This is a genomic window from Microbacterium sp. SY138, from assembly GCF_039729145.1.
Lineage (GTDB): Bacteria > Actinomycetota > Actinomycetes > Actinomycetales > Microbacteriaceae > Microbacterium > Microbacterium maritypicum_A.
This window is the reverse complement of the sequence record NZ_CP155793.1, coordinates 794,452-807,261: the sequence shown is the minus strand read 5'-3', so window position 1 is coordinate 807,261 and position 12,810 is coordinate 794,452. Positions and strand designations below refer to the sequence as shown.

The following is a 12,810-nucleotide window of genomic DNA, read 5'->3' as shown; positions in this document are numbered from 1 at the left end:
TCTCGGTCTCGGTCTCGGGTCAGCGCGCCTCGATGACGCTGGGTCCGTTCGGCAGTGCGCGCACCGTGAGCTGGGCGGGGATCTGCTCCTGCATGGCCTCGACGTGACTGATCACTCCGACGGTGCGGCCCCCCTGCCGTAGTTCGTCGAGAGTGCGCATGGCGACATCGAGCGTGTCGCCGTCGAGGGAACCGAATCCTTCGTCGATGAAGAGCGTGTCGAGGCGGATGCCGCCCGCGCGCGCGGTCACGACCTCGGCCAGTCCGAGGGCGAGAGCGAGCGATGTGAGGAACGTCTCGCCCCCTGACAGCGACTGCGGCGGCCTGGTCTGCCCGGTGAAGGCGTCGAAAACCACGATGCCGAGTCCGGATGCCGCCCCGCGGGCAGCGAGCGCATCGGAGTGCTGCAGCTGATACCGACCGGCGGACATGTCGTGCAGTCGACGGTTGGCCGCCTCGACGATCTCCTCGAGCTCCGCGGCCAGCACGAACGTCTCCAGCGTCATCTTGCGGGTGTTGGCACCTCGCCCCGCGATCGTGTCGGCGAGGTTCTGCAGCACCTCGAACTCCGCGGCATCGTCGGCGGTGCGAGCCTGCTCGTCCGAAGCCGAGTCGATCAGCCCTCCGAGCCGCTCTGCGGTTGCCGCGGCTCTGGCGGCTTCGTCGACCGCGCGCGTCCAGACGCTGCGTGCGTCCGCCGATGCCTGCTCGGCCGGCGCGAGGTCTATCGGCTCTTCCGGCAGCGTGCGCAACTCGAGGTCGAACAGGATGGCCCGTTCCTTCTCTCGTTGCACCGCATGCTGCGCGATCCGCGTGTCGAGCGCCTCCTGCTCTGTGGCCGAGCGTAGAGCGTCTTCCGCCGCCGCCTCGTCATCGAACACGGAGTCTGCGAGCGCCGCCTCGCGCTCCGCCTCGGCTTCGGCGAGAGCTTCGACCCTGCGTGCCCGCTCCGAGATCGCATGGATCACGGCGCGGGCCGCGGCGATCTTCGCCTCGGTGACGGACATCCGTGCGGCAACTGTGTCGAAACCGCCCCGCGCCTCGGCGATCAGCTCGTGTGCCTCCGCGCTGCGCTGGCGGAGGAGCGCATGCCGTTCGCGCAGTTCTGCGAGAGCCCTGGCATCGTCTTCCCGCTCGGCGTCGAGGAGTTCGACACGGGCGACGAGTTCGTCCATGCGACCGTCGAGCGTCTTCAGCGCCTCGGCGGCGGCACGGCTGCTCGAGAGTGCCGCAGCGGCCTCGGCGTACTCGCTCTCGGCCTGTTCGACATCCCGACCGTCGGCGCGGGCGGTGACGGCGGCGAGTTCGGCGCGCAACGTCGAGGAGCTCGACGCCAGATCACGCTCCTTCTGCGATGCGGCATCTCGCGCGCCCTCTGCGGCGGCGATGTCTTCGGGCGAGACCGGATCCGAATGCGTGGCCGGCGCCGGATGATCGAGCGAGCCGCAGACCGGACAGGGGTGCTCGTCGCGGAGCGTCGAGGCGAGCTCTCCGGCCATGCCGTCGGCTCGTCGCTGACGCAGTCGCGCCAGAGCTGACTGCGTATCCGCGTGCAGCGCGGTGGCCTGCGAGAGCTCCTGCTCGAGGGAGATCTCGGCGATTCGCAGCCGTTCCACCTCGTGCGCCGCCGTGAGGCGTAGCTCTGCCGCCTGCTGCGCGGCCTGCCGGTCTTCCCCCCGATCGGCGAGGCGACGGGTCTCGTCGCGCAGCGTGTGCAACGCGGCGATCTCGTCGGGAAGCGCGGCACGCCTCACGTTCGCAGCTTCGATGCGCGCGGTCGCTGCCACGACCGCCTCCTCCGCTGCGCGGACTTCGGCGTCGAGCGTCGGCGCGCTCTCCTCGAGTTCTCGCGCGCGTTGCCAGGCACCGCTCTCTCTGGTCGCCGCCGCCGTCCAGGCCTCGAGGTCGCCGTCCACGTCGAGACCGAGCGCCTCGCCCGCCGCGTGGGCGTCCTGTTCGTCTCGGGAGGCGACCGCGAGCGCGGAATGCGCGCGCGCCACTGCGGCGATCGTCGACCGCAGCGCCTCCGCGGCTCGGGCCGCAGCGAGCTCTGCGCGGGCATCGTCGATCAGGGGCGCTTCGGCCTCGAGTCGTTCGAGCGCCGACCTCGCGCGGTCGCGCTCGCGCTGCGCCCGCTGCTCGTCCCGCGCCACTGCGAGAGACTCGTCGGCTGCGGCCGACCGCTTCTCCGCGTCGACCTGCTCGGATGCTCGACGCTCTGCGCGGTAGTCGGCGCGGGCCTTCGCACGTCGGAGGGCGTCGAGCCGATCTTCGATCGAAGACGGGGCGCGAACCGTCTCGGGCGGGGTCTCATCGCCCTCTCCTGACAGGCCATCGGCGGACACCAGCCGCTCAGCCTCCTCGACGCGGGCCTCGACCGTCGCGAGCCGGGCGCCCAGAGCGTGCTCGGCCACACGACGACGCTCATCGAACCGCGCCTGCACATCTTCGAACCGCTGGGTGCCGAACAGGCGGCGCAGAAGCGCCTGGCGGTCTCGACTGCCCGCGAGGAGGAACTCCGAGAACCGGTTCTGCGCGAGCAGGATCACCTGCAGGAACTGCTCACGGCTGAGCTGCAGGATCTCGTCGAGCTCTCCGGCGACATCGACGGCCCGCGCCGCACGACCGATCCACCCGACATCCGTCCACTCGTCGAGGGCGACGGCCGAGGCCTGCTTGGTCATCCCTCCCCCGCGCTTGGCCGGGCGCAGGTACTCGGGCGACCGGGTCACCCGGAAGCGGCCGGTCGGCGTGCTGAATTCGACGACGACCTCGGAGGGATCGTCGGGCTCGCAGTGGTCGCTCCGCAGCCGCTTCTCGCCACCGTCGTAGCGCGGCACTCCGCCGTAGAGCCCGAAGCAGACGGCGTCGAGGATGCTGGATTTGCCCGCCCCCGTCCGTCCGGCGATCAGGAAGATGCCGTCGTCGGCGAACGCGTCGAAGTCGACGATCTGACGTGACCGGAAGGGGCCGAACCCCTCGACCTCCAGGCGATGAAGACGCATCTAGACGAGAGCCTCGGCACGAACTCGCTCGTCGAGCACCGCGCGGATCAGCTCGCCCTCCGCCTCCGTCGCTCCGTGCCCCGCCCTGACGTGCTCGAGGAAGGCCTCGATGCGGTCGGCATCGGTGACCGCGGTGCGCAGACGCTGCACATAGGAGCGCTCGTCCGCCTCGGCGGTGACCGAGGGCTGGTGCTGCACCATGGCGCAGTACGGGTAGCTCTCGCGAAGACGCCGCATCGGCTCTGTCTGCGGCACGGCGTCGGTGTAGACGGCACAGACCCAGTCGCCCGCGTGTTCTGCGACCAGTTCGGTCGACAGGAGATCGTCGAGCGCGCCCGTGAGTGTGACGAGGCGGCGCGGCACCGGCAGCTCCAACCATTCGACTCCGGAGAGACCCTCGGCATCGATGTCGACGAGCCAGGAACCGCGGGGCTTGTGCTGCTCGCCGAAGCTGTAGTGCAGAGGAGCGCCCGCGTAGCGCACCCGATCGCTGAGCTGCTGACGCCCGTGGATGTGGCCGAGCGCCACGTAGTCAGGACCGTCGAAGACGCTCAGCGGCACGACGTCGAGGCCGCCCTGACGCACCTCGCGTTCGAGCCCGGCGGTGGCGTCGACACCGGCGGCGAAGCAGTGCGCGATCGCGACCGAGCGCCCCGGGTGCTGTTCCATGCCGGCGCGGACCAGGTGCATCGCGTGAGCCATGGTCTGCGCTTGCGTGCGCAACGGGCGCCCGGAGCTGTCACCATCGGGCCAGTGCTGTCGCACGATGGCGGGTTCGAGGTAGGGAATGCCGAAGAAGTGCACGGGCCCGTGCGCATCGTTGACGGTCACAGGCGCTCCCACCGCGAGCGGGTCGGTCAGCACGTGGATGCCCTCGCGGAGCAGCCGCGCCTGGAAGCCGAGGCGCGCGGCCGAATCGTGGTTGCCGCTGGTCACGATCACCCGCGCCCCTGTCTCATGCAGCGCCACCAGCGCATCGCCGAGCAGGGTGTATGCGGTTCCGGAGGGCGTGGCGGAGTCGAAGACGTCTCCCGCGACGACGACGACGTCGACCGCGTTCTCGCGAACCTGCGCGGTGAGCGCCCCGAGCACCTCGGCGAGGGCGTCCATGGTCGAGTTGCCATGGAACGTCCGGCCGATGTGCCAGTCGGAGGTGTGCAGGATGCGCATACTCACACCGTACGAACCCCCTCCGACATTTCATCCGAGGCGTGCCGCAGCACCGCTCTCACGCCCTGCGGAGGAGGAAGCGGAAGGTCCCCTGACCCACCCTCGTCACGATGATCGGCACGCGGTGATGCGAGATGCCGTGTGCACCTTCACCTGTGCGGCGTGCGGGGCTGCGCGATGCGATATCTGGGCTGCCCTCCGCCCGACAGGTGCCGGCTTGCCCCGCCGGCTGAGGGTTGTGCCCGCCTCGTCGTGACTACCGACTTCCGCTCTCCTCCTCGAGGTCGTTCGACCAGTTCGCCTGCTGGATCCGATTGTCGAGCTCGCGCAGCTCCTGAGCCACGGCGTCGGCACGGGAGCGCAGCGGCGCGACGGGCAGCGCGGAGACCTGACGCAGCTCCGACCTCATCTGGCGGAGGAACTGGTCGTTGGCCCCCGAGGCGGCGGTCGCGGCATCGGTCAGCACCGAATGCCGCAGGCGCAGGACATCACGGGCGGCGAGCGCATCGGTCATGGTGCCGTCCGCCCCCAGGTCGAGGCGCGCGTTGGTGGCGTTGATGCGGCGGATGAGATCGCGCAGCTGCGTGAGCGCGGCATCGGCCTCGACGATCAGCGCGGCCGCGTCCTCCGCCGGTTCCTCGCCCTCCTGGTAGCGGGCGTTCGCGACGATACGCGCCCGCAGCTGCTCGATGCGGCGCTGCAGGTCGGCGCGTGCGGTGAGGGCCTCGGCGAGTTTCATGAGCTCATCCTCGCAGGGAGCGACCGTAACAGTTCGTCATATGACCGGGGAGTCAGCGGGAGCGCAGCAGACCCGAGTGCTCCGGGTGCGCGGTGAACCAGTCGGCCACGTACCAGCACACGGCATCGACCTTGCGATCACCGCGCTCCTCGATGTCGGCCACCGCACCCTCGACGACCTTTCCCGCGTAGCCGTTGCCCCGGAAAGTCGGGATCGTGAAGGCTCGGGTGAGCGCGATGGTGCGCCCGTCGTCCCGGTAGTCCAGAACACTCACGAGCGTCCCGTCGCGCATGAGCGTGTAGCGCGAAGCGTCCTTCTCGTCGGTCAGGATGAAGCCTCCGACGGTGTGCGAGATCGTCATTCGAACCACGTTACGCCCGCCCGGAGCCGCCGGGCGTTTTGACATGGGGCGTCACGATCGGACATAATCCCCCCATGACCACCAACGCACGCCCTTTGTCCGCCCAGGAGGCGAACAGGACTGCCGGGATGATGATGCCCGGTCGCGTTGGCATGTGTTGCCGAATGTGTCGCTGAACGAACAGCCACCCCGCCTGACCTGAACTCCTCGCGATCTGCGAGGTCAGCGTCTCCGAGCATCCACCCTTGCTCGCTTCCCGGCTCCGCCGGTCATTCATGCAACGCATCAGAGCCCCGCTCGATCCGGGCTCACGTCCTGAGGACTTCATCATCATGTCGAACACCGCACTTCTCGAGCGTCCCGCCACCACCGCCGCGATCCGCACGCAGCACGAAACCGCCGCGCCCCTGTCCGCCGCAGGAGCCGATCTTCCCGCCGTGCGCTCACCCCGTGGCTTCGCCCTCTACGTCGGGCTGGATGAGATCAAGGCCGCCGAAGCCGGCGTCAGCCTCCCCCTTCTCGTCGACGCGCTGCGCCGCACCCTCGCCGAGCTCGCCCCGGGAGCCGAGACGCACGCCACGGTGGCCCTCGCCCCGCACGGATCGGGCGGCCGCGACCTCGACGTGGTCCGTCTCGCTCTGCAGGAGCCCGGTGCCATCGCGCGCACCAAGGCCGCTGCGGAAGAGGACACCACGGACGAGGAGACGGGCGTCACCGTCGACATCTCCCGCAAGCGCGTGCTGATCGACGGCGAGTCCGCCGCCTTCACATACAAGGAGTTCGAACTGCTGCAGTACCTCGTGCTCCGCGAGGGGCGCACGATCGAACGCAGCGAGCTGGTCTCCGCGCTCTGGCAGGCCCAGGACGACGAGACGCCCGGTGAGCGCACGATCGACGTGCACGTGCGCCGCCTGCGCGCGAAGCTGGGTCGCTATGAGGACATCGTCCGCACCGTGCGCGGCATCGGCTACCGCTTCGACCGCCACGCCGACGTCGTCATCCGCTACGGCCACGGAACCCCCTCGCCCGACCGCTTCTGAGTCGCCGGGAGCCGGTGTCAGCAGCTGCGCGTAGGGTGGGCGCATGACCCTGACAGCGCGCTCCGCCTCGGCGGACGCCGCCCCCGCGGACACTGCTCAGGAGACCGTCTACCGCCCGCCGCACGAGCTCGATCTCCACCGAACGGTCGGCATGCTCCGCCGCGGTCGCAACGACCCGACGATGGTCATCGACGGAACCGTCATCTGGCGCGCGTTGCGCACACCCCTCGGACCGACGACCCTCGCTCTGCGCATGCTCGGCGGCGAGGTCCACGCGACCGCGTGGGGCCCCGGATCGGGCATCGCCCTCGATCTGGTGCCCGCGCTCTGCGGTGCCCACGACGACGCCACCGACTTCGATCCTTCCCTGCACCCGCTCATCGCCGACACCGCACGACGCCACCCGGGGCTGCGTCTGACGCGTACCGACGAGGTGTTCGATGCGCTCGCGTGTGCGATCATCGAGCAGAAGGTGACCGGCATGCAGGCTTTCGGCGCGTGGCGCTGGCTGATCTCGCGGTTCGGAGCACCCGCTCCCGGTCCCACCCCGCGGCCGATGTTCGCCGCGCCGTCCCCCGACCAGTGGCATCGCATCCCGTCCTGGGCCTGGCATCGTGCCGGCGTCGAGCCGCCCCAGTCGCGCACCATCGTGCGTGCGGCCGAGCGCGGAGATCGCATCTCCCGAGCCGTCCGAGCCGCCGCCTCGGGGGATGACCGAGACCGCGTGCTCACGAGCCTTCCCGGCGTGGGGGTCTGGACGTCGGCGGAGACGCGCATCCGCGCTCTCGGGGATCCGGACGCGGTCAGTATCGGCGACTACCACCTCGCCCATGAGGTCGGCCACGCGCTGACGGGTGCACGCACCGATGACACCGGGATGATCGAGCTCCTCGCGCCGTGGGCCGGACAGCGACAACGCGTCGTCCGCCTCATCTATGCGAGTGGTGTGCAGGAACCGCGCCGGGGGCCTCGTCTCGCACCCGAAGACCATCGCCGCCGCTGATGTCGGCACCTAAGCTGGTGCCATGTCCCGTTCCATGCTGCGCATCCTCGTCACCGTCGGCCTGCTGATCGTCGGCGTCGTGATCGGGCTGATCTTCCAGAACGTCTGGCTCGGCGTCCTGCTCGCGGCCATCGTGTGGCTCGGCTGGTTCCTCGGATACGAGTCGCGCCGCGGCAACAACGCCGGGGTCAACGACGAGGACCACGGCATCGAGCTCTGAGTGGTCGCCCCGACTCAGTAGTAGACGGCGAGCGGGCCCGACGGTCCGTCGACCACGCGCACCGGGGTGTCGAACACCCGCGTGAGCACGTCGTCCGTCATGATCGCCGCCGGCGAGCCGAACTCCACGACCGCACCGTCTTTCATCGCGCAGATGTGGTCGGCGTAGTGCCCGGCGAAGTTGATGTCGTGCAGCACGATCACGATGGTGCGCCCGAGTTCCTCCGCGGCCCGGCGCAGATGCTTCATCATCTGCACGGCGTGCCGCATGTCGAGGTTGTTCAGTGGCTCGTCCAGCAGCACGAACTCGGTGTCCTGGGCGAGGACCATGGCGACATAGGCGCGCTGACGCTGCCCGCCGGAGAGCTCGTCCAGGTAGCGCCCCTCCAGAGCGCCGAGGTCGAGGAAGTCGATCGCCTGACTGATGATCTCCTCGTCGGCCCGGTTCAGCCTGCCCTTCGAGTGCGGGAAGCGCCCGAAACCGACCAGCTGGCGAACGGTGAGGCGGGTGACGAAGTGATTCTCCTGACGGAGGATCGACACCACCTTCGCCAGATCCTTCGATCTCGTCGAGGCCACGTCGAGCCCCGCGATCTCGATGGCACCGGCATCCATCCCGGTCAGACGCCCGATCATCGTGAGCAGCGTCGACTTGCCCGCGCCGTTCGGACCGATCAGGGCGGTGATTCCGCCGGCGGGGATCTCGAGGTCGACGGGGCCGATCGCGACCTCGCTGCTGTATTCGCGGCGGACGCCGTCGAGAGCGATCACAGTCTGCCCTTTCTGAGGATGACGATGAGGAACACGGTGCCGCCGACGAGCTCGATCAGGATCGACACCATCCCCTGCGCGTAGAAGATGTTCTTCATCACGAAGTAGGCCCCGGCCAGGATCGTGAAGGCCGTGAGCACCGCGACGGGGAAGATCAGCCGATGGTCGTGCGTGTCGGCGAACTGGTAGGCGAGCGTCGCCACCAGGAAGCCGAGGAACGTCATCGGTCCCACCAGCGCCGTGGAGGTGGCCATCAACACGGCGACGAGGAACAGCACGATGAACAGCTCGCGGCGATGATCGACGCCGAGGGAGCGCGCAGCGTCCGGGCCGAGTGCCATGAGGTTGAGCCGGCGCGAACGGAGCCACAGCAACGCAGACGCCGCGACGACCAGCGGGATCGCCAGCGGGAGGTACGAGGGGTCGGCATTGGACACGTTGCCGAACAGACGCGCGGCGAGCACGTCGAACTCACTGGGTGTGAGCAGGCGCTGCATGAACGTGGCGATCGCCCCGAGGCCGCCTCCGATCACGATGCCCACCAGGAGCATGATCTGCAGATTGCCGTAGCGTCCGGACAACAGCCAACCGTAGAGGGCCACGGCGAGACCGACCATGATCGCGACCTGGATCGCGAACTGCCCGATTCCCTGGATCGCCACGATCCCTGCCACCCCGAACACGTACACGGTCGAGGTCTGCACGACTCGGTAGAGCGATTCGAACCCCATGATCGACGGCGTGATGATGCGGTTGTTGGTGACGGTCTGGAAGCTCACCGTGGCGACGGCCTGAGCGACCGCGACGAGGGCCATCACCGTGACGTCGGTGGCGCGATGCTGCGCGATCCGCCAGAACCCGGTGGAGCCGACCGGCATCGGATTCGCCCAGGCGAGCAGACCGAAGCCCGACCCAGCCGCGAGGACCAGAAGGATCCCGAGCACCACGGCGTAACGCCGGCGCGCACCTGGGGTCGTGAACGAGCCCGCCGACCGGAGCGCACCGGCGGTCGCCACGTCGCCCGTCCCCCCGCTAGCCACGTCGACGCTGCCTGAGCAGGAGAAGGACGAACACCACGGCGCCGACCACCCCGAGGATCAGCGACACCGGCACTTCGAACGGCATGATGATCGTGCGTCCGATGATGTCGCACACGGTCACGATCGCTATGCCGAGCAGGCACACCCACGGAAGATTGCTGCGCAGATCGTCGCCGCGCACCATCGAGACGATGTTCGGCACGATCAAGCCCAGGAAGGGCAGATTGCCGACGACGACGGTGACGACACCGGTGGTGACCGCGATCAGCACCGTCCCGAGCAGAATGATCCTGTTGTAGTTCACGCCGACGTTGGTGGCGACTTCCTCGCCGAGCCCCGCGATGGTCAGCCGATCGGCGACGATGAAGACGATCACCCCGATGACAGCCACGATCCAGAGCATCTCGTACTGACCTCGCATCACCGAGGTGAAGCTGCCCGCGAACCAGACGCCGATGATCTGCAGCGAGTTGGTGGCCAGCGCGAGGTACGTCGACAATGCGCCGACCACGGCCCCGAGCATGATGCCGACGATCGGGACGATCAGGGACGACTTGAGTGCCACCCGGCGCAGGAACGCGAAGAACACCATCGTGCCGATGAACGCTGCGAGCACCGCGCCGGCCATCCGGAGGGGAAGCGACGGCTGCGGCACGAGGATCATGACCATCAGGAGCCCGAGGCCGGCCCATTCGGTGGTGCCGGTGGTCGTCGGTTCGACGAAGCGGTTCTGGGTGAGCAGTTGCATGACGAGGCCCGCCATGGCCATCGAGGCGCCGGCGAGGACCAGGGCGATCGTGCGGGGCACTCGGGTGATCTGGAACATCTGCGCGCCGTCGTCCGCGCCGGTGACGTCGTACACACCCGTGAAGAGCGAGATCGCGAGCAGGACGACGACGATGAGCACGCCGATGAGCAGTTTCACGTCGAAGAGCCGCCCGGCGTAGCGGGGCGGCGGAGCGATGTCGGTGGAGACCATGATGATGGGGCGGCGGCACCCGGATCGTCCGGATGCCGCCGCCGTACCTCAGTTCTTCGCGCTCTTCTCGAGGGCGTCGGCGAGGTCGTCGAGGAACGTCGTGTACGTCTGGATGCTCTCGTTCAGGTACGTGTCGGTGGGCATGTACACGATCTGCTTCTGCTTCACAGCGGTGACGCTGGCGAGCGCCTCGGAGCTCTCCAGGATCTCCGCGGCCTGCACGTAGTCGGGGGTGTCGGCCGCGAAGACGGCGTCACGGTCGAGCACGAGGATCCAGTCGGGGTTCGAGGCGGCGATCGCCTCGACCGAGATGTCATCGCCCTGGTGGTCGTCGGTCGCGTCGTCGACCTCGAGCGCGGGGGTCAAGCCGAGCATGTCGTAGATCGGTCCGAGCGAGCGTCCGACGGTCGGGGCGAGGTAGCCGATCTGTCCGCCGGAGGTGTTCACGGCCATGACGGTGTCGGCATCGTCGTACGCCGCCTTGGCGCGCTCGACAGCGGCGTCGAAGTCGTCCACGAGCTTCTTGGCTTCGTCCTGCTTGCCGAAGATCTCGCCGAGGACGGTGACCTGGCGCTTGAGCTCGTCTCCGAAGGGCTCACCTTCGCGCGGCTCGAGGTCGACGATCGTGGCGTCGGGGACCAGATCGGCGATCGCGGCGTTGTGCTGCGTGAACCGCTGACCGCTGATGATCAGGTCAGGCTCGACGGCGACGACCGCCTCGAGGTCGGGCTCGCTGTGCAGTCCGATGTCGACGATCGCGTCGTCCTTCACGTACGACACGGTCTCCGGCATGAGCGCGACGGCCCCGGCTGAGAGCTCGACGTCCCAGTCGGACAGCGTCTGGAAGGTGCGGTTGTCGAGCGCGACGACGGATGTGGGAGGCGTCGCGATCTCGTGCGTGCCGGTGTTGTCCTCGATCGTGACGGTCGCTGCTGCGGGTTCGGTCTTCTCCGGTTCCGCCGAGCCGCCGGAGGTGCAGCCGGCGAGGGCGAGGAGGCCGACGAGAGCGGCGCTCGTGGCGGTGAGGGTTCTGGGCACGGACATGGAGAGACTCCTGTTCTGCGGGATCGATGCGCACGCTGCGGCGCCGGAAGCCGAGGGTGGAGGGCGACTCTCCCTCGGCACATTTAGGTTAGCCTTACTTTATGAGCGATACGAAATCCGGTTTCTCGATCGAGCGTCGCGGCCTCGAGCTGCGCTTCCGCAACGTCACCTTGAGCGCCCGCGAGTGGCTGGCCCCCGACTTCGTGCGTGTGCGCCTGACGGGCTCCGATCTCGCCGGCTTCGAGTCTCCCGGCTCCGACGACCACATGCGCCTGTTCTTCCCCGCGGGCCCCACCGAATCCGTCGAGGAGCTCCGAGCCTCACCCAGCCGCGAATACACACCGCTCGCCTGGGGCGAGGACTGGCTCGACGTCGAGTTCGCCGTGCACGGTGACCAAGGCGTCGCCGCGCCGTGGGCGGCGACGGCACCGCTCGGATCGACGATCGGTGTCGGCGGTCCCCGCGGGGCGGCCGTTCTGTCCGGTGAGCCCGGCTCGTGGCTGCTCGTGGGCGACGAAACCGCCATTCCGGCGATCCGTCGCTTCGCCGCACTGATCCCCGACGGCACGCCCGCACGCATCGTGATCGAAACCGTGAACCCCGGCCGAGAGGTCGACATCGACGCGCCCGTCGACATCGAGTGGCTGCATCGTGGCGAGGCGCCCTCCGGTTCCGCCCTCATCACCTTCCTCGAGGGACTGACCGCCGAGCACGCGATCGGTGCCGACCCGTTCGTCTTCATCGCCGCCGAGCAGTCGATCGTGAAGCCCGGCCGAGCGCTGCTCGAGCGCTGGAGCGTCGACACAGCGAAAGCCGTCGTGAAGGGTTACTGGAAGCGCGGCGAAGCCGAATACCACGCCCCGCACTAGTACGACGTCGGCGGTTGCTGGAAGACTCGACCCATGGCTCTTCTGGATCATCTGGGCATCACCGTCGACGACCTCGAGCGCGGACGGGCGCAGTTCCACCCCGTGCTCACCGCTCTCGGGTATCAGAGCGGGGGCGCGAACGATCATTCGATCTCATGGAACAACGGCGACGAGACCGAGATCATCCTCTACACCTGGGATGAGGACTCCGCTCCGCATCAGCATGGCCGCATCGGCTGGCAGCACATCGCCTTCGCGGTACCGACGCGCGAGCAGGTCGACCGCCTGCACGCGGTCGCGGTCGACGCCGGCTGGACAGCCGTCCGCGAGCCCAAGGAGTACCCGCGCTACTCGGAGCGCTACTACGCCTCGTTCGTCGAAGACGCCGACGGCATCCGGGTCGAGTTCATGTACAACCCGCCCCGCGAGACGGCTTGACTCCCGGGCGTGTCGCACCCTAGTGTGGCAAAGCTGTGCCGATCGGCGCAGCACACCAGCCGAGGAGCACGACGGATGACCGCGCAGCGGAACCTTCCCCAGGCAGCGGTGTTGCCGCTTCAGCAGAAGCGCA

The 12,810-nt window shown here is 68.8% G+C and carries 13 protein-coding genes; 5 read left to right on the top strand and 8 right to left on the bottom strand.

From position 1 onward, the window contains the following. Positions 1-19: 19 nt before the first annotated feature. The 4 genes from ABDC25_RS03715 to ABDC25_RS03700 all read right to left on the bottom strand — a co-directional run bounded on the left by ABDC25_RS03715 (position 20) and on the right by ABDC25_RS03700 (position 5,274). Positions 20-3,004 carry an SMC family ATPase gene (locus tag ABDC25_RS03715; protein WP_347124908.1) on the bottom strand — a complete coding sequence of 995 codons (2,985 nt, stop codon included), beginning with the start codon at positions 3,002-3,004 and terminating at the stop codon, positions 20-22. Next, positions 3,005-4,174 (bottom strand): exonuclease SbcCD subunit D, encoded by a 1,170-nt coding sequence (locus tag ABDC25_RS03710; protein WP_029259753.1) that lies wholly within the window; start codon positions 4,172-4,174, stop codon positions 3,005-3,007. It lies immediately after the preceding gene. A gap of 256 nt (positions 4,175-4,430) precedes the next feature. Beyond that, positions 4,431-4,913: a DIP1984 family protein gene (locus ABDC25_RS03705; protein WP_021198078.1), complete on the bottom strand. Its 483-nt coding sequence runs from the start codon at positions 4,911-4,913 to the stop codon at positions 4,431-4,433. 52 nt (positions 4,914-4,965) lie between these two features. Beyond that, the gene (locus ABDC25_RS03700) at positions 4,966-5,274 is read right to left on the bottom strand and encodes a GNAT family N-acetyltransferase (RefSeq protein WP_021198079.1); all 309 of its coding nucleotides are present in this window, start codon (positions 5,272-5,274) and stop codon (positions 4,966-4,968) included. Between the two features lie 332 nt (positions 5,275-5,606). Here ABDC25_RS03700 and ABDC25_RS03695 point away from each other — a divergent pair, with 332 nt between their 5' ends. The 3 genes from ABDC25_RS03695 to ABDC25_RS03685 are packed head-to-tail and all read left to right on the top strand — an operon-like array spanning position 5,607 to position 7,537. Next, entirely contained in the window at positions 5,607-6,314 is a 708-nt protein-coding gene (locus tag ABDC25_RS03695; protein ID WP_347124906.1) for a winged helix-turn-helix domain-containing protein, read from the top strand. 43 nt (positions 6,315-6,357) lie between these two features. Beyond that, complete coding sequence (locus ABDC25_RS03690; RefSeq protein WP_347124904.1) at positions 6,358-7,317, top strand: DNA-3-methyladenine glycosylase 2 family protein; 960 nt, start codon at positions 6,358-6,360, stop codon at positions 7,315-7,317. Between the two features lie 22 nt (positions 7,318-7,339). After that, complete coding sequence (locus ABDC25_RS03685) at positions 7,340-7,537, top strand: hypothetical protein (RefSeq protein ID WP_021198082.1); 198 nt, start codon at positions 7,340-7,342, stop codon at positions 7,535-7,537. A gap of 14 nt (positions 7,538-7,551) precedes the next feature. Here ABDC25_RS03685 and ABDC25_RS03680 read toward each other — a convergent pair whose 3' ends face one another. The 4 genes from ABDC25_RS03680 to ABDC25_RS03665 are packed head-to-tail and all read right to left on the bottom strand — an operon-like array spanning position 7,552 to position 11,370. Then, entirely contained in the window at positions 7,552-8,307 is a 756-nt protein-coding gene (locus ABDC25_RS03680) for an ATP-binding cassette domain-containing protein (RefSeq protein ID WP_021198083.1), read from the bottom strand. Continuing rightward, positions 8,304-9,347: an iron chelate uptake ABC transporter family permease subunit gene (locus tag ABDC25_RS03675; RefSeq protein ID WP_347124901.1), complete on the bottom strand. Its 1,044-nt coding sequence runs from the start codon at positions 9,345-9,347 to the stop codon at positions 8,304-8,306. Before ABDC25_RS03675 ends, ABDC25_RS03680 begins: the two co-directional genes overlap by 4 nt. Beyond that, positions 9,340-10,326, bottom strand: a complete 987-nt coding sequence (locus tag ABDC25_RS03670; RefSeq protein WP_029265990.1) for an iron chelate uptake ABC transporter family permease subunit — start codon at positions 10,324-10,326, stop codon at positions 9,340-9,342. Before ABDC25_RS03670 ends, ABDC25_RS03675 begins: the two co-directional genes overlap by 8 nt. A gap of 48 nt (positions 10,327-10,374) precedes the next feature. Continuing rightward, a complete protein-coding gene (locus ABDC25_RS03665; protein WP_347124898.1) occupies positions 10,375-11,370 on the bottom strand; it encodes an ABC transporter substrate-binding protein in 996 nt (331 codons plus the stop codon). Between the two features lie 101 nt (positions 11,371-11,471). Between ABDC25_RS03665 and ABDC25_RS03660 the strand changes: the two genes are divergently transcribed. Together ABDC25_RS03660 and ABDC25_RS03655 are read left to right on the top strand one after the other, a co-directional pair. Beyond that, the gene (locus ABDC25_RS03660) at positions 11,472-12,239 is read left to right on the top strand and encodes a siderophore-interacting protein (RefSeq protein WP_347124896.1); all 768 of its coding nucleotides are present in this window, start codon (positions 11,472-11,474) and stop codon (positions 12,237-12,239) included. A 33-nt stretch (positions 12,240-12,272) separates the two neighbouring features. Then, entirely contained in the window at positions 12,273-12,677 is a 405-nt protein-coding gene (locus ABDC25_RS03655; protein ID WP_347124894.1) for a VOC family protein, read from the top strand. The last annotated feature ends 133 nt before the right edge of the window (positions 12,678-12,810 follow it).